Origin of the sequence: Vibrio sp. S12_S33, from assembly GCF_963889785.1 — a bacterium.
GTDB lineage: Bacteria > Pseudomonadota > Gammaproteobacteria > Enterobacterales > Vibrionaceae > Vibrio > Vibrio aestuarianus.
Window position 1 is genome coordinate 1 of the sequence record NZ_CAWPQZ010000010.1, and the last position, 17425, is coordinate 17425.

The window sequence follows — 17425 nt, forward strand, 5'->3', positions numbered from 1 at the left end:
CACCTGCACACTGGAAGGGATGAACAACAAGATAAAGCTAATCAAGCGAATGGGTTATGGGTATCGAGATACAGACTACTTCTTCTTGAAGATAAAAGCGGCTTTCCCCGGAAAGCCGCGATGAACCACAAAAAAGCCAGACATCTGTCTGGCTTTTTATTAATTCGTTCTATTACGCAAGAACCATATTTGGTTCCGCGAAAACTACTGGAGAGCCAACTTCTTCTTCGAAAGTCGCCCATTCCCACGCTTCTTGGTCAGCCAGAACAGCACGCAATAATTGGTTATTGAGCCCATGACCTGATTTATAGGCACGGAATTCACCAATGATTGCATGACCACACATATAAAGGTCACCGATAGCATCAAGTACTTTATGCGTAACAAATTCATTCGCAAAACGAAGACCTTCTTCATTAAGGATTCGGTACTCATCCAATACGATGGCACAATCAAAACTACCACCTAAACAAAGGTTTTGTGATTGCAAATATTCGATATCCCGCATGAAACCAAAAGTACGAGCTCTTGAAATATCTTTCACAAAACCTTGTGAAGAAAAATCAAACACCATACGTTGCTCATCGGAATCAATCGCAGGGTGTTGGAATTCAATTTCAAAATCCATTCTGAAGCCGTTGTGAGGCACTAACTCTGCCCACTTATCTCCGTCTTCAAATCGCACAGGCTTTTTAATACGAATAAAACGCTTCGGTGAACTTAATGTTTCAATACCAGCTTGCTGCAACAAGTACACAAATGGACTTGCACTGCCATCCATGATCGGAATTTCAGGCGCATCAACTTCGATAACAATGTTATCAATACCCATGCCTGCAAGCGCCGCATTTAGGTGCTCAACAGTAGAAATACGGATACCTTGATCATTAACCAATGCTGTACACAGCATAGTGTCACGAACAGATTCAGGGTCAGCAGGGAAATCAACCGGAGGATTTACGTCAGTACGGCGGTAAATAATTCCCGTATTTGCAGCGGCAGGTCGAAGCGTTAATGTGACTTTACGACCAGAGTGAAGGCCCACCCCAGTTGTTTTCACTATTTCTTTCAGAGTACGTTGTCTGATCATCTACTTGCCTCTATGTCAGTGCTACAAAACACGGCCAGTTAAGTACCGACCGCGAATGCTACCATAATTTTGAACAGTGTCAAATTATGTCTAATTTTCAATCAGCCTGACGACGTAAAAATGCTGGGATATCTAGGTACCCACTTTCTTTCTCTGCTTTTGGTGCTGTGCTTTGTCCTGCACCAGAAGAAGATGAAACCGTTGACGACGATGCTGATTGCGGTTTTACCTCAACTTTTTCCTGCAAAGGCTGTGCCGCTTTTTCTTCAACTTTGGCCGCTTGTTGCTGAGCCATTTGTTGCGTCTGAACCGTTGGTGCCACTTTTGCCTTACCGCCAGCCACAAGCGTAATATCTGGTTTTTTCTCAGTACCAATACCAGTTGCGACAACGGTCACGCGAATTTCATCCGCCATATCAGGATCTAATGATGTGCCAATAACAACCGTAGCGTTATCAGAAGCGAATGCTTTAACAGTATTACCCACCGTTTCGAATTCATCTAGGCGCATATCCAAACCAGCAGTAATGTTAACAAGCACACCACGAGCACCAGCAAGGTCAATATCTTCCAAAAGAGGGCTAGAAATTGCCATCTCTGCCGCTTCTTCTGCGCGGTCTTCACCTTTTGCCACTCCGCTACCCATCATGGCATGACCCATTTCAGACATCACGGTGCGAACATCAGCAAAGTCGACGTTAATCATACCAGGGCGAGTAATTAGCTCAGCAATACCTTGGACGGCATTTTTAAGTACGTCGTTCGCGCTAGCAAAAGCTTCAAGTAAGGTGATGCCGCGACCTAATACTTTAAGTAGCTTTTCATTTGGAATGGTAATCAGAGAATCAACATGCTTAGATAACTCTTCAATTCCTTGCTCAGCAAAAGCTAAGCGTTTTTTCCCTTCAAAGCTAAAAGGTTTAGTCACAACAGCAACCGTAAGAATACCAAGTTCTTTTGCTACTTCTGCAATAACAGGAGCAGCACCAGTACCGGTACCACCGCCCATACCAGCTGCGATAAATACCATATCGGCACCAGTCAGAACTTCTTTAATTCTTTCTCGGTCTTCAAGAGCTGCATCACGTCCAACTTGCGGATTCGCACCAGCACCCAAACCTTTAGTGATATCACCACCAATTTGAATGACACTGCTTACGCTTGTTTTACGAAGTGCTTGAGCATCGGTATTGACACTGATGAATTCCACGCCTTCGATGGATTCACGCACCATGTGTTCAACAGCGTTGCCGCCACCACCACCAACTCCAACGACTTTAATTACAGCATCGTCAGACATTTCCATCATCGGTTCAAACATGTGTTATCTCCGTTTTTCCTGCAACTCAGGTTAAAACTCTTTTTGTATCCAGTTACGCAAACGACCAATTAGGCCCGACATTGATTGGCGTTTAGGTTCGCTGTATTCAGTGTCATCATTAATTTGACTATCTTTTGCGTAATGAAGTAAACCAACTGCCGTAGAATGATACGGCTCTTTTACGTAATCTGTGAGGCCACTAACCTCTAGAGGTTTGCCTACTCTAACTTGGTTGCGGAAAACACGTTCCGCACATTCTACCAATCCTTCAATTTGTGCAGCACCACCAGTTAAAACCACACCAGCAGCTAAATGATGTTTTATACCATTTTTACGCAAATTATCTTGGACGGTATCGATAGTTTGGTTAACTAACCCCATTAATTCAGTGTAGCGGGGCTCTATCACTTCCGACAAGGTTTGCCTTTGCAAACTTCTTGACGGTCTGCCACCAACACTCGGGACGTTAACCGTATCGTCCTTGCTCACCAGTTCGCTCAGCGCACAGCCATATTTCACTTTAATTTCTTCAGCATCACTGACTGGCGTGCCAAAAGCAAAAGCAATATCACTGGTTACTGCGTTTCCTGCGTATGAAAACACTTCAGTATGTCGCAAGGCTCCACCTGTCCAGATGGCAATATCCATAGTCCCTGCGCCAATATCGACCACGCAAACACCAAGTTCTCGTTCATCTTCAGTGATCACTGCATTACTTGCCGCTAAACCGGAATAAACAAGTTGCTCAACTTTCAAGCCACAACGTTCTACCGCTTTAATAATATTTCTCGCCATATCATTGTGGCAAGAAATAAGATGTACGCTCACTTCCATGCGTACACCAGATAAACCAAGCGGGTTTTTAATCCCCTCTTGGTAATCAATCGTAAATTCTTGAGGAATCACGTGCAATATTCTTTGCTCTTCCCCAATTTTTATAGACTTTGCCGTATGAATCGCTCGATCCATGTCTTCTTGAGAAACTTCTTCATCAGAAATAGTTCCCATGCCTTTTTCAATACGGCTCGCAATATGTTTCCCTGATAAAGATAAAAACACAGTGCTAATTTGGCATTCGGCCATTAATTCAGCTTGATCAACCGCTCTTTGGACAGATTTAACCACCGATTCAAGATCGTTAACTCCGCCTTTATCCATCCCGCGAGATGGGCTCGTTCCAGCGCCAATAATATTAATTTGACCGTCAGGCAGTATTTCACCGACTAAAGCTGATACGGTTGCAGTGCCTATATCAAGACCAACAATAATGTTGTCATCAGCGGTCTTAGTCATCTGTACTCTCTTGTGCTAACGCTTGTTCAGGGAACCAGCCTACAGCGGCTCCCGTATCATACCTGAGGTCGATATAGCTGACTTGGTCAGCTTTTCTACCTAAATTCTTATACAGAGAAACAAAACGAGCGATACGCTCATCTAATGACTCTTTACCTAGCTCTAAACGAATACCATTATCTAAAATGATTTGCCAAGCTCGGCGTTCATTAAGAACCAGTGAAGATATATTTAACCCTAATGATTGAAATTTAGGGTTCGTTTTATTCCATACATCCAAGACTTCTTGGTTACTTCCTTCGGGGCCATAAAGCTTAACTTTATCGCCTTTAAGTTGACCAATATCACCATTGAATACAGTGCCCTGCTCGTCTAATAAGGAATTACCATTCCAGATCGCCGTTACTTGATATTCAGTTAAAAACACCTTAACGGTATCAGGCCATTGCTTGCGGATTGAGGCATGGGCGACCCAAGGGATTGCCTTAACACTCGACTGCAGCACATCAATATCTTGTGACATAAAAGTACCGATATGATCTAACTTAGCAAGAGCACGCTGAACATCTAGTGAAGATACGTATTGCAACTCACCTTGTAAGACAATTTTTGATAGCGGTAATCGCTGGCCATCCCACATCCAACTTAATGTTGAATAGATAAGAGAACCAATCAACAACACCACCACTAGAAAAAAAACACCGCCCAATGCATGTTGTTTCATTAGTGATGAACGGGATACACGCTGGCTTTCATTGAATATACTGATTAGCAAAGCCTGATGTTCCTGTTTTCAAATCGCAATCTCATGCCCTATCTAGTTAGCAATAGAGGTAAAAAGCACTGACTTTAACCTTCGGATTATACTGAGGTAGCTAAAAGTATCAAACATTGAAAGCAAGAAATCAGGACTTGATACCATCTTAGTCAATATTGATACACCAATAAGCTACATAAATTAAAGTTTCTGCATTTTATTGATATTTAGCTCAAGCGTAGCTAACTGTTTAGCTACTTTGCCAACATCGCCAGCCCCTTGAGTCAATACCAAGTCACCATCTTGCAATACATTAGCGAGAACCGATGGCAAAATTTTGCTGTCAGGTACAAAAATTGGATCAATTTTGCCTCGACTACGGATAGTTCGACATAATGATCGACCATCAGCGCCTGCGATTGGTTTTTCACCTGCAGAGTAAACATCCAACATCAGTAACACATCGACCTGCTCAAGGACGTTGGCGAAATCATCGTATAAATCTCGGGTACGACTATAGCGATGCGGTTGGAAGATCATCACTAAGCGCTTATCTTGCCAACCACTGCGCGCAGCCTTAATGGTAACGTCTACTTCCGTTGGGTGATGGCCATAATCATCGACTAACATCGCGCAACCATTACCGGTTTCAAATTCGCCTAAATGATCAAATCGACGACCAGTACCTTCGGTGTTCGCCATGGCGGTTAAAATCACACCATCACTGATATCATCTTCGGTTGCAACCGCAATAGCTGCCGCCGCATTCAAGGCGTTATGTCGACCTGGTATATTAAGGGTGATATCAAGATTGGCCTTGCCTTTACGCATTACCGTAAACTTACCTTGTTGGCCTTTTTGATGATAGCTTTCAATACGCACATCTGCATCTTCAGAAAAACCGTACGTAATAACTTGACGACTAATTCTAGGGATAAGTTCACGAACGACCGGATCATCGATACACACAATAGCCTGGCCATAAAACGGTAAGTTGTGCAGAAAGTCGATAAAGGTTTGCTTCAGTGTCTCGAAATCACCACCATAAGTGTCCATATGGTCAGCTTCAATGTTGGTAACAATGCTCACCATTGGTTGTAAATGCAAAAATGAAGCATCACTCTCATCAGCCTCAGCAATTAAAATACGGCTAGAGCCTAAACGAGCATTGGTACCTGCACTTTTCACCAGCCCACCATTAACAAATGTTGGATCAAGCCCAGCTTCAGAATAAATTTGAGTCACTAATGCTGTGGTCGTGGTTTTGCCATGCGTCCCCGCCACGGCAATACCATGACGAAAACGCATTAGCTCAGCAAGCATTTCTGCTCGACGTACAATCGGAATACGCAATTCTCGAGCGGCTTTAAGCTCCGGATTTTGCTCATTGATCGCTGTTGAAACCACAACAACGCTCGCCTGTTCAATATTACTCGCTTGGTGGCCGAAAAAAATCGTCGCGCCTTTACTCTCTAACCGTTCAGTCACTGGGTTAGACGTCATGTCAGAACCAGTAATTTGATAACCTTCGTTCAGTAGTACTTCAGCAATACCACTCATTCCAGCACCGCCAATACCAACAAAGTGGATACACTTAACACGGCGCATCTCTGGCACCATAGCGCGGATTTGAGCTAAATCTTGAGTATGTTTAATGGTCATGAAAAGGTCTCGTTATTGGGTAAGTGCAATGATGGCGTCTGCGACGACTTTATCAGCATTAAGTTGTGCAGCTGCACGTGCTTGTATCGCCATAACCAATAATTGGTTGCGATCTAACTCGGCAATTTGAGCAGTAAGACCATCAATAGTTAGTTGAGGCTGCTCGATCATTTTTGCTGCACCACAAACCACTAGGTGATCGGCATTGAGTGCTTGTTGTCTATCTTTATGCATGAATGGAATAAAAATAGCGCCAACACCGGCTGCAGATACTTCAGAAACAGTTAATGCCCCAGAACGACAGACTAGCAGATCAGCCCATTCATAGGCACCAGCAACGTCATCAATAAACTCGGTGACATGAGCATTGTTGACTTGCAGTTCACGATAAACTTGTTCAACGGCTTGTTGATTATTCTTGCCGGCTTGGTGACATATTTGATAGCCATCACCAAGCTTAGCCATTACTTCGGGCATTGAGCGATTCAGTATCTGCGCGCCTTGACTACCACCCATCACTAAAATTCGAATCGGCTCATCTCTATTTAAGAAACGTGTTTCAGGGGCAGGAAGGTTTGCAACATCTTCTCTTACTGGGTTACCGACAACTTCGGCATTAACAAATGCACCAGGAAAGGCTTGAAAAACTCGTTTGGCAATTTTAGACAGCCATTGGTTGGTTAAACCAGCAACCGCATTTTGTTCATGTAGTACAACAGGAACCCCCAGTGACCACGCAGCAACACCGCCAGGGCCACTGACATATCCACCCATCCCAAGTACTGCATCAGGTTGCCATTTTTTGATGTAACTACGTGCCTGAAAAATCGCATTGATGATTTGAAAAGGGGCGGTTAGCAAACGCAGTACACCTTGCCCACGCAACCCTTTCACTTTGATAAAATCAATTTCAATACCATGCTTAGGCACGAGATCCGCTTCCATACGATCAGCCGTACCTAACCAGCGAATTTCCCAACCTTGCTGTTGAAGTTGTTTGGCTACAGCCAGTCCGGGGAATACATGCCCTCCCGTTCCACCAGCCATCACCATTAAACGTTTATTGTTTGTCATTGGATTCTTTATCTATAGAGACTAAATTGTGATCTTTAAGTCGACATTCGTGATCGATTCTAAGCAAGATTGCGACGGCAACCGACATAATAATTAAACTTGAACCACCATAACTGATCAAAGGTAGAGTTAATCCTTTAGTGGGTACCATACCTGCAGCAGCACCGACATTGACTAGAGTTTGGAAGGCAAACCAAATGCCGATACCAAAGGCTAAATAGCCACCAAATTGCTGATCATGCTCAAAAGCTTTCTTACCAATAAGCACCGCTTTTAATACCAAACTGAAAATCAGTAATAGCACCAAAACGACGCCAACAAAGCCAAGCTCTTCAGCCAGTACCGCAAAAACGAAGTCAGTGTGTGCTTCTGGTAGATACTCTAGTTTTTGAATGGAGTTACCAAGCCCCTGACCAAACCATTCTCCACGGCCGAATGCCATCAAAGATTGCGTTAGCTGATAACCACTGCCGAATGGGTCTTCCCATGGGTCCAAAAAAGAGGTGACGCGACGAATACGGTAAGGCTCTGCGGCAATCAACCCGATCACCGCCATAACCCCAGCCACCATTAACGCAATGAATTGCGATAATTTGGCACCAGCAATAAACAACATACCGAATAAGGTCACCAACATGACAACAACGGTACCTAAATCTGGCTGGCCAAGTAACAAAGCGGCTAACGTACCAAACACCATGATTGGTTTCATAAATCCACCAAAAAAGGTCTGCCTTACCTCATCGTGTTTACGAACCAAGTACCCAGACATGAAAATAAACAATGATAACTTGGCGACCTCGGCAGGCTGTAGATTGAATAGCCCAAGTGGTATCCAACGAGATGCTCCGTTAACCGATTTACCCGCGATCAACACCACGATAAGCAGCAAAAAAGAGAGACCCAGCAGGACAGAACTGTATTGCATCCAACGTTTCATCGGTATTTGTAACACAACCGAAGAGGTTAAAAGTGCCAATATGAGGAAAATGGCATGCCGAAACATAAAGTGAAAAGGTTGTTCGGTAAGACGTGAACTAATAGGAAAAGACGCGGACGTAACCATCACAAGGCCCGTTAACATTAAGCCTAAAGCAATCCACACCAACTGACGGTCGAACAAAGCTTCAGGAGAACTGCTCCTGAACCAATGGCGAGTCGTCGTGAACATGGTTGAAAAAGCCAAAATGCAAGTCCTTACTTACGCATAACTCTGAGCAAGAGCAGCAAACGTATCGCCTCTTGCCATGAAGTTTTTGAATTGATCAAAGCTTGCGCATGCTGGAGACAGCATCACCATATCACCATGGCATAGCTGAGGTTTAATCGTGGTCACAATATCTTGCATTGAGTCATAAAACTTTGCCGAAGGATGTAGCGGCATAAACTGTTGCCCATCAACCCCAAAGCAACAAAGTTGAACATTTAACGTTTCTAGTATTGGCGCTAATGGTGAAAAATCTGCGCCTTTCCCAACCCCACCCACGAGTAGGTACAGGCATCCAGAGCAGTCCAAGCCTGACAAAGCGGCAAGCGTACTGGCCACATTCGTTGCTTTAGAGTCATTGACCCATTTAACGCCGTGATTATCAGCGACCACTTGACAGCGATGTGTCAACCCATTGTAAGATTTCAACGCTGCGAGTGCATTAGCATAATCGACACCCGCCAAATCAAGCAAAGCCATAACCGTCAGCACGTTGGCTATATTATGGCGGCCAACTAGACTCAGCTCATTACTGGCTAACACAGGCTGCCCATTGGCAATAAGAAACTCTTTATCATCAATAATCTGAGTGCAATAATCAGCGTTTTGACTAACTGAGAAGCGAACGATATTACCCGAGAAATCTTCAGGCTCAGTGGCACTATCATCTCGATTAACTACTGCTGCTTGCGCATGTTTAAAAATGCGTAGTTTCGCATCACGATACGTCTCCATACCATCATAGCGATCCATATGATCTTCAGTCAGGTTCAGAAATGCAGCGGACACTAGCTTGAGGTTGGATGTGGTCTCTAGTTGAAAGCTCGACAGCTCCAGTACATAAAGGTCTGCCTCTTCTTGTAGCAGATCTAAAGCCGGTACTCCAATATTACCGCCAACAGCAACTTTAACTCCAGCCGCTTTGGCCAGTACTCCAGTCAAGTCAGTCACGGTACTCTTACCATTTGAACCTGTGATAGCAATGACCGGTTTATCTACCTGCCAAGCGAAAAGTTCAATATCGCCAATCACAGGAATATTGGCTGCGATGGCTTGCTGGATCTCTGGGGTCGCCAAGGCAATACCTGGGTTTGCAACAATTAAGTCTGCCTCTAGTAACCATGATAGATTCCAACTGCCGTGATGTAGAGCAACCTCAGAAGTTAGTTGATCTTGGCTTGGTGGATTATCTCGAGTATCGATCACTTTAATTGATAATGAACGGTCTAAATGACGCAGATAATTAACGACAGAGAGCCCGGTCATACCGAGCCCTACTACCACAACATTTTTAATACCTTGCCAACGATCCATATTTCCATCCATTTAACGCTGTCGACGAAGAGTTATTAACGCACTTTAAGTGTCGCTAAACCGACTAAAACCAATACGATAGAGATAATCCAAAAACGCACGATCACTCTAGGTTCTGGCCAACCTTTCAGTTCATAGTGATGGTGGATAGGTGCCATACGGAAAATTCGTTGTCCACGTAATTTGTAAGAACCGACCTGCAAAATCACCGATAATGTTTCCATAACAAAAACACCACCCATGATCACTAGCACAAATTCTTGGCGAACTAATACAGCAATAGTTCCAAGTGCACCACCTAAAGCGAGTGAACCCACGTCCCCCATAAATACTTGTGCAGGATAAGTGTTAAACCACAGAAAGCCTAAACCTGCGCCGACAATCGCGGTGCAAACCACCACAAGCTCTGACGTGTAAGGGATATAAGGAATATGTAAATAATTGGCAAAGTTAACATTACCTGTTGCCCAAGCGATAACCCCAAAACCGGCCGCTACCAATACAGTCGGCATAATAGCCAAACCATCTAAGCCATCGGTTAAGTTTACCGCATTACTGGTTCCAACAATCACAAAGTAAGTAAGCACAATGTAGAGCAAACCCAGCTGTGGCATTACGTCTTTAAAAAAGGGAACCACCAGTTGAGTTGCTGCCGTATCACTACCATGAGCATACAAGACAAAAGCAACCACTAAAGCAATCGCTGACTGCCAAAAATACTTCCAACGCGCGATCAAACCATCGGTATTTTTGCGCACTACTTTACGGTAATCATCAACAAAACCAACGGCACCATATCCAAGCAACACCGCCAATACAGCCCAAACATAAGGGTTGGATAGATCAGTCCACAACAGCACGGTAATGACAATGGAGGCGAGGATCATAACACCGCCCATGGTCGGTGTTCCGCGTTTGCTGAAATGGGATTCTGGGCCGTCATTTCGTACGACCTGACCAATTTGCAACAGTTGCAAACGCTTAATTAAGCGAGGTCCCATCCATAACGACAAACTAAGCGCCGTTAAGATACTGACAATGGCCCGAAACGAGAGATATTCGAACAAACGAAAAAATGAGAAGTATGGCTGGAGCATATCCGCAAGCCAAATAATCATGAGTATTTCTCCTTAAGAGCAGCCGCGACTTTCCCCATACCTGCGCTATTTGCGCCTTTTACTAATAAGATATGAGAGTCTTGATCTGATTGTGATAACTGCTGCTCGATATACGCAATCATGTCCGCATGGTTTTCAAAATGTCTACCATGACACACCTCACTGATCACTTTTGTATCGTGACCATAAGTAAGGACATTTTCAAACTGGAATGGGGCAGCATGTTCACCGACTTGACGGTGAAGTGCAAGGCTTTCCTCGCCTAACTCCGCCATATTACCTAAAATTAACCAACGCTTTGCAGAAAAACTGCCAAGTAGATCAATAGCGGCTTTCATCGCTGGTACGCTAGCGTTATAGCTATCATCAATCAGTTTGATATTCTGTGTTAACTGCGATACATCCACCCGCCCTTGCACTTTGGCTAAATGTGCCAAACCATGCTGTATTTCACTTGACGTAGCCCCTAACTCTAAGGCTAAAGCCGCAGCAGAAAGAGCATTCGATACATTGTGTTGGCCCACAATCCCCAACTGAATATCAATATGACCAACGGGCGTAACCATCTCGAAGCAAGCTTCACTATTTTCATTCAGTCGAATATCTTTCGCCCAGAAGTCCGCTAGCTGATTAGCAACCGAAAAGGTTTTTACCTTTTTATCTGCCAATACAGAATGCCAACATTCATTTCCTTGGCTATCCAAATTAACAATGGCTGTCGCCCCCAGAGCAAGACCTTGGTAGATTTCGCCTTTTGCCTGTTTAACACCATCAATTGAACCAAACCCTTCTAAATGGGCAGCGGCTACATTATTCACCACTGCCGCCAGCGGTTTGACTAATGATGTCGTGTAAGCAATCTCGCCAATATGATTAGCGCCTAACTCAATAACGGCATAATCATCGTCTGGCGTTGAGCGTAATAAGGTTAGTGGCACACCAATATCATTGTTGAAATTACCCACAGTGAAAAGAACTCGCCCTTTGGCTGACATAATGCTAGCCACCATCTCTTTGACGGTGGTTTTGCCACAACTGCCCGTAATTGCAACCGTCGGCGTTTTACAACTGTCATGCACCCAAGCTGCAAGTTGGCCTAATGCTAATTTAGTATCGGTAACCAACAATTGAGGAATGGCTACGTTCAACTCACGCTGCACCAATAAAGCACCAGCACCACCATCAACGGCTTGCGTAGCAAAATCGTGAGCATCAAATTTTTCGCCCACTAAAGCGATAAACAACGCACCTTGGTCAATTTTTCTTGTATCGGTAGAAATCGATGAAATCAGCTTATTTTCGCCAATAAGCTGAGCATCCAATACTGAAGTTAACTGTTGTAGGGATACTTCGATCATGCGTCTATCTCCAGTAAAGTTTGTGCTGATTCTCGATCTGAGTAGTGAATGGTTTCATTGGCCATCACTTGATAATCTTCATGTCCTTTACCTGCTAACAGAATGATATCCTGCTGATTAGCATTCGTAAGAGCAAACCTAACCGCAGCATAGCGGCTGTGTTCAACGTGCGCGCGTTGTGGGTCCTTCAACCCAGCCAGCATGTCTTGCACAATTTGTGCAGGATCTTCGCTACGAGGGTTATCGTCGGTCAAAATAACACGGTCAGCACAACGTTCAGCAATTTCCGCCATCATCGGTCGTTTGCCTTTATCTCTGTCACCACCGCAGCCAAAAATGGCCCAAAGTTGGCCTTGGCAATGCACTCGCAATGCACTCAGTGCTTTTTCTAAGGCATCTGGCGTATGAGCGTAATCAACTACTATTTTAGCTTTTTGAGGTGATTGGAATAATTCCATTCGCCCAATGACCGGAGTCAGCAAAGGAGCGGTATCTATCAGTGCTTGCTTGTCAAAACCTAAACTGAGCAAGGTTGCAAAAGCTAGCAGCACATTACAAGCGTTGAATTCACCAATTAATGGCACTAAGAATTGACCTTGCCCATACAAACCATCAAACGCCAACTCAATACCATTGTCGCTATAATGAATATGCGTTGCCCATAATGCTTTATTAACGCAAGGCGCACCATGCAAAGAAACCGCAATAGCGTCGCTAAGTGTTTCAAGCCATTGAGCCCCAACAGGATCATCAGCATTAATAACCGCCAATTGGCATTGATGTTGAGTAAAAAGAGAAAGCTTCGCTTTAGCGTATTCTTCCATCGTGCCATGGTAATCCAAATGATCGCGGCTAAGGTTTGAAAACACGCCGATGGCAAATTTTAGATCTTTTACTCGACCTTGAGCCAAACCATGAGAAGAGACTTCCAACGCGGTGTAATGTGCCCCTTGCTGAGCCAATTGATAAATTTTCGACTGCACTTCAATGGCATTACCCGTGGTATTGGCCGCTGGTTGTAAGTTATCAAGAAAACCATTACCCGTGGTGCCCATTACCGCTGCTTTATTACCGAGCAAATCAATCCACTGCACGATCAATTGAGTAATGGTGGTTTTTCCATTAGTGCCCGTCACACCAATCAAAGTATTGGTTGAATGAGCAAAAAGACGCCCAGCTAATTGTGATAGATGCTGATTTAAATCAGAAAGGTAAAGAACTGGAACGCTATCAACCACCTCGATCGTCGCATGGTGGTGTTGCGCGCAGGCTTGTGCCAGCACAAGATTCGCACCATTACGGATGGCTTTAGTAATAAACTGACGGCCATCACTAGCATGACCAATAATGGCAACAAAGGTATCACCCGAAGCGATTTTGCGACTATCTAACTCTAAGTGAGTCACTGTCAGCGTTGAAATAGAATGACCATTAAGGTAAATCCAAGGTGAAATGAGATCTTGTAAACACATACTCGGCGTCATTGTGCTTCTCTCTTATTATTTTTGGAATCGGTTTTCATCAGGAGCAACATTGAGAATCTGCAACGCTCCCTTCATTATTTCAGCAAATACAGGGCCAGCGACCGAACCACCGTAATATTGATCACCTTGTGGTTCATTAACCATCACCACTAATGACACCCGTGGGTCACTAACAGGCGCAACACCTGCGGTATAGGCGAAATATTCATCGCCATAGCCACCGGAAATGGCTTTACGAGATGTACCCGTTTTGGCTGCAATCCTGTATCCAGGAACGGCTGCTTGTGTCGCGGTTCCACCGGGTTGAGTTACCATTTCCAGCATCGCTAATACTTTTTTAGCATTGTCGTGATCAATCACTTGGTGAGATAAATCTTGCTGGTTATTTTCAATAATGTGGATCGGTTGATATTTGCCATAATTACCTAACGTGGCGTAAGCATGAGCAAGCTGAATTGGCGTAATGGATAAGCCGTAACCAAACGCTAAGGTCGCGATTTCAAATTTTGACCAACGACGACGGTTCGGAAATATGCCGGCTGTTTCCCCCACTAAATTCAGACCAGAGACTTCACCTAACCCGACTGAATTATACATGCCAAGCAGTGCTTCTAACGGCATATCTAAAGCCAGTTTAGTGACACCCACGTTACTCGACTTTTTCAAAATGGTCGCTAAGTTTGCTTTACCCACCTTTGAAGTGTCGCGAACTCGGCTACCACCAATTTGTAAAATACCGTCACCAGTATCGATGATGGTATTTTCATCCGCGGTTCCGTTTTCTAATGCGGCTAATACCACGAACGGTTTGACGGTTGAGCCTGGCTCAAAAGCATCGGTAATGACGCGGTTACGCATCTTAAAGCTTTGCAAATCAGAACGATTATTCGGGTTGTAAGAAGGCGCATTAACCATCGCCAATACCGCCCCTGTTTTCACATCCAATAGAACCGCAGATGCAGAAGTCGCACGATAATCCGCTACCGCCTGTTTCACTGCGCGAAAAGCAATCGCTTGTAAACGTTGATCGATTGTCAATTCAAGTGGTTTACCTTCTTCACGCTCTTCAAGCGAAATATTTTCTACCACGCGACCATAACGGTCTTTACGAATAACTTGCTTGCCCGCTTCGCCGGTTAACCATTTATCATAACTGCGCTCAACGCCTTCTAAGCCATGCCCGTCAATACCGGTTACACCAATTAAATGCGCACTGACTTCACCTGCAGGATAGTAACGACGTGATTCGGCCTTTAAGCCCACTCCTGCCAGCTTTAATTCTCGAATGTATTTCGCCATTGCAGGACTAACTTGACGCTGTAAATAGATAAAACGACGCGACTGATTACTTTCAATTTTTTTCAGTAATTCATCACGCTTAATACCCAACACATCCGCTAGCGCATACCAACGATCACGCTCAACAAGCCCACCAGCTTTAAAAATAGCAACAGGATCTGCCCATACCGCTTCAACTGGTACGCTGACAGCCAATGGCTCACCATTACGGTCAGAAATAATGCCACGCGCTGATTGTAACGTTTTAGCACGCACCGAACGCATATCCCCTTCGCGGATCAAATTATCAGGTTCAATCACTTGAATGAATGCCACTCGGCCAACAAGCAAGGCAAACGCGCAGAAAACAAAAAATAAAATCAGGTAAAATCGCCATTGGATTAAAATGGGAGAGGCTTGTTTTTCTTGACGTGGCGAAGGTTGAGCCTTGGTTTTACTTTTCTTCATTTGAGCGTAATCACCACTTCTTTATCCGAGTCAGGACGCTTCATCTCTAGATCTTGTTTAGCTAGGCTTTGTACTCGACTATGCTCAGCCAAGGCCGTTTCCTCAATGATCAAATTACGCCACTCGCTATCAAGTCGCTCCCTTTCGACCAGAGCCTGATCTTTTTCTGAAATCGCTTGTCTCGAATGATGAGTGATAAAAACCACTCCCATCGCACTGCTAAAAATCAGAGCAAGCAAAATAAGCGGCACTCGACCAACCGTTAATAGGTCAAGTGCAATCAATTTTGCTAGGTTGGGATTCGACTTAGGCATGAATTACAATTTTTCTGCGACTCGAAGTACAGAACTACGTGAGCGTGGGTTGAGTTCGACTTCTTCTTTTGTCGGCATGATGGCTTTACCCACATTTTTCAAGTTTGCAGAACCCAATGCCTGAATTTGCACCTCAGTCAATGGAAGCCCATGCGGCACTTCTGGGCCCTTGCTCTCTTTACGAATAAAACGCTTCACCATGCGATCTTCTAATGAATGGAAACTGATCACCGATAAACGACCTTGAGGAGCTAAAATTTTGGCCGCGCCTTTTAATGCCGTATCGATTTCTTCCAATTCACTATTGATATAGATACGAAAAGCTTGGAATGAACGAGTCGCAGGGTGTTTTTTCTCTTTAAAGCTTTTTGGTGCGGCATCAGAAATTAACTTAGCCAATTGACCAGTTCGTGTCAGCGGCTCTTTTTCTTCATCTTCACGGTACGCAACAATTGCTTTCGCAATACGACGAGCATGTTTATCTTCACCAAACTCACGAATAACCCACGTAATGTCGTCCAAATCAGCTTGTGCAAGCCATTGAGAGACAGGAATACCTGACGTTGGGTCCATACGCATATCTAATGGGCCATCTTTCATGAAGCTAAAACCACGTTCAGCATCATCCAGTTGTGGTGAGGAAACGCCTAAATCAAGCAATACTCCATCAACTTTACCCACTAAATCATAGCGCTCCGCATATTCTGCAATACCAGAAAATGGCCCGTGAATAATGGTAAAGCGCGGATCATTAATTTTACTAGCTTCAGCAATTGCTTGTGGATCACGGTCAATACTGTATAGACGACCGTTTTCACCCAATTTAGAAAGAATAGTACGACTGTGACCACCGCGTCCAAAAGTACCATCAATGTATACACCATCAGGTTTAATGGCGAGACCATCAATGGATTCGTTAAGTAGTACAGAAATATGTTGGAAAGGTTCAGTCATTGTTGTCTCATCAAGCTAAAGCTGGAATATAGCAATCTACTAACAGGTAAATTCTGCTAACGCGTAATTTTACTCACCGCAAGTTATTTACGAAAACGCATGATATCAGTGTACTGATTTCACGCGCTATCGCTACCACTTGCGCTAGGAATCACGTGATATTGCGCTAAGTTTATTGCTTACGAAATAATTTTCGTCAATAAAAAGCAAAAAACCCATCATAACCACAAGTGTTATGATGGGTCTCGAATAGGTGGAGTTGACGTATAAGCCGGGTTCTGTTCCGCTTGCGCGGCAGTAGCCATTCGTCTAGGCCAGCAATCGCTCACTGGCTCAAGCAACCTACCCGCTTCCTTACGCGAGCAACGCAACGTGGAAGCCTATTTGGTCTTGCTCCGGGTGGAGTTTACCTTGCTACGAACTGTTGCCAGACGCACGGTGCGCTCTTACCGCACCCTTTCACCCTTACCTGTTCCCATTCCGAAGAAATAGGGCCATCGGCGGTCTTCTCTCTGCTGCACTTGTCGTAGGCTTGCGCCCCCCAGGCGTTACCTGGCACCCTGCTCTATGGAGCCCGGACTTTCCTCCCCTCCATCAGTCTCCCCAGCACAAGGCTAAGGGACATCAATGAAGCAGCGACTACCCAGTCAACTCCGAGGGCGGATTGTATAGAGAAAGGTATGCAGTGTCTAGGCTGAAACGATTTAAGCCATTAATTTGAGTTTAAGTGTTC

At 44.4% G+C, this 17425-nt stretch carries 15 protein-coding genes and 1 other RNA gene; 1 reads left to right on the forward strand and 15 read right to left on the reverse strand.

Going from position 1 to position 17425, the window contains the following annotated elements:
• A partial coding sequence (locus AACW06_RS06610) for a transposase (RefSeq protein ID WP_192074488.1) occupies positions 1-124 on the forward strand: 124 nt, incomplete at its 5' end.
• Between the two features lie 48 nt (positions 125-172).
• On the opposite strand, the gene lpxC is transcribed toward AACW06_RS06610, so the two are convergent.
• From lpxC to rnpB, 15 genes are all read right to left on the reverse strand, one after another.
• Entirely contained in the window at positions 173-1090 is a 918-nt protein-coding gene (gene lpxC, locus AACW06_RS06615) for a UDP-3-O-acyl-N-acetylglucosamine deacetylase (RefSeq protein ID WP_192074489.1), read from the reverse strand.
• 97 nt (positions 1091-1187) lie between these two features.
• Positions 1188-2411: a cell division protein FtsZ gene (gene ftsZ, locus AACW06_RS06620; RefSeq protein ID WP_192074490.1), complete on the reverse strand. Its 1224-nt coding sequence runs from the start codon at positions 2409-2411 to the stop codon at positions 1188-1190.
• A gap of 30 nt (positions 2412-2441) precedes the next feature.
• Entirely contained in the window at positions 2442-3704 is a 1263-nt protein-coding gene (gene ftsA / locus AACW06_RS06625; RefSeq protein WP_053310784.1) for a cell division protein FtsA, read from the reverse strand.
• Positions 3697-4479, reverse strand: a complete 783-nt coding sequence (locus tag AACW06_RS06630; RefSeq protein ID WP_443262977.1) for a cell division protein FtsQ/DivIB — start codon at positions 4477-4479, stop codon at positions 3697-3699. The genes ftsA and AACW06_RS06630 overlap by 8 nt, the downstream gene beginning before the upstream one ends.
• Before the next feature lie 183 nt (positions 4480-4662).
• On the reverse strand, positions 4663-6123 hold the full coding sequence (gene murC, locus AACW06_RS06635) for a UDP-N-acetylmuramate--L-alanine ligase (RefSeq protein ID WP_192074491.1): 1461 nt from the start codon (positions 6121-6123) through the stop codon (positions 4663-4665).
• 12 nt (positions 6124-6135) lie between these two features.
• Positions 6136-7197, reverse strand: coding sequence for an undecaprenyldiphospho-muramoylpentapeptide beta-N-acetylglucosaminyltransferase (gene murG / locus AACW06_RS06640; protein WP_192074492.1), 1062 nt, complete (start codon positions 7195-7197; stop codon positions 6136-6138).
• On the reverse strand, positions 7184-8368 hold the full coding sequence (ftsW, locus tag AACW06_RS06645; protein ID WP_192074554.1) for a cell division protein FtsW: 1185 nt from the start codon (positions 8366-8368) through the stop codon (positions 7184-7186). Before ftsW ends, murG begins: the two co-directional genes overlap by 14 nt.
• Before the next feature lie 30 nt (positions 8369-8398).
• A complete protein-coding gene (gene murD / locus AACW06_RS06650; RefSeq protein ID WP_443262980.1) occupies positions 8399-9730 on the reverse strand; it encodes a UDP-N-acetylmuramoyl-L-alanine--D-glutamate ligase in 1332 nt (443 codons plus the stop codon).
• A 23-nt stretch (positions 9731-9753) separates the two neighbouring features.
• Positions 9754-10836 carry a phospho-N-acetylmuramoyl-pentapeptide-transferase gene (gene mraY, locus AACW06_RS06655; RefSeq protein WP_192074494.1) on the reverse strand — a complete coding sequence of 361 codons (1083 nt, stop codon included), beginning with the start codon at positions 10834-10836 and terminating at the stop codon, positions 9754-9756.
• Positions 10833-12194 carry a UDP-N-acetylmuramoyl-tripeptide--D-alanyl-D-alanine ligase gene (locus AACW06_RS06660; protein WP_192074495.1) on the reverse strand — a complete coding sequence of 454 codons (1362 nt, stop codon included), beginning with the start codon at positions 12192-12194 and terminating at the stop codon, positions 10833-10835. Before AACW06_RS06660 ends, mraY begins: the two co-directional genes overlap by 4 nt.
• Positions 12191-13678: a UDP-N-acetylmuramoyl-L-alanyl-D-glutamate--2,6-diaminopimelate ligase gene (gene murE / locus AACW06_RS06665; protein WP_192074496.1), complete on the reverse strand. Its 1488-nt coding sequence runs from the start codon at positions 13676-13678 to the stop codon at positions 12191-12193. Before murE ends, AACW06_RS06660 begins: the two co-directional genes overlap by 4 nt.
• Positions 13679-13693: 15 nt before the next feature.
• Complete coding sequence (locus AACW06_RS06670; protein WP_192074497.1) at positions 13694-15424, reverse strand: penicillin-binding transpeptidase domain-containing protein; 1731 nt, start codon at positions 15422-15424, stop codon at positions 13694-13696.
• The gene (ftsL, locus tag AACW06_RS06675) at positions 15421-15738 is read right to left on the reverse strand and encodes a cell division protein FtsL (protein ID WP_053310775.1); all 318 of its coding nucleotides are present in this window, start codon (positions 15736-15738) and stop codon (positions 15421-15423) included. The genes AACW06_RS06670 and ftsL overlap by 4 nt, the downstream gene beginning before the upstream one ends.
• Positions 15739-15741: 3 nt before the next feature.
• Positions 15742-16692 (reverse strand): 16S rRNA (cytosine(1402)-N(4))-methyltransferase RsmH, encoded by a 951-nt coding sequence (rsmH, locus tag AACW06_RS06680; RefSeq protein WP_192074498.1) that lies wholly within the window; start codon positions 16690-16692, stop codon positions 15742-15744.
• A 251-nt stretch (positions 16693-16943) separates the two neighbouring features.
• An RNA gene (gene rnpB, locus AACW06_RS06685) (RNase P RNA component class A) lies at positions 16944-17347 on the reverse strand.
• Positions 17348-17425 lie beyond the last annotated feature (78 nt).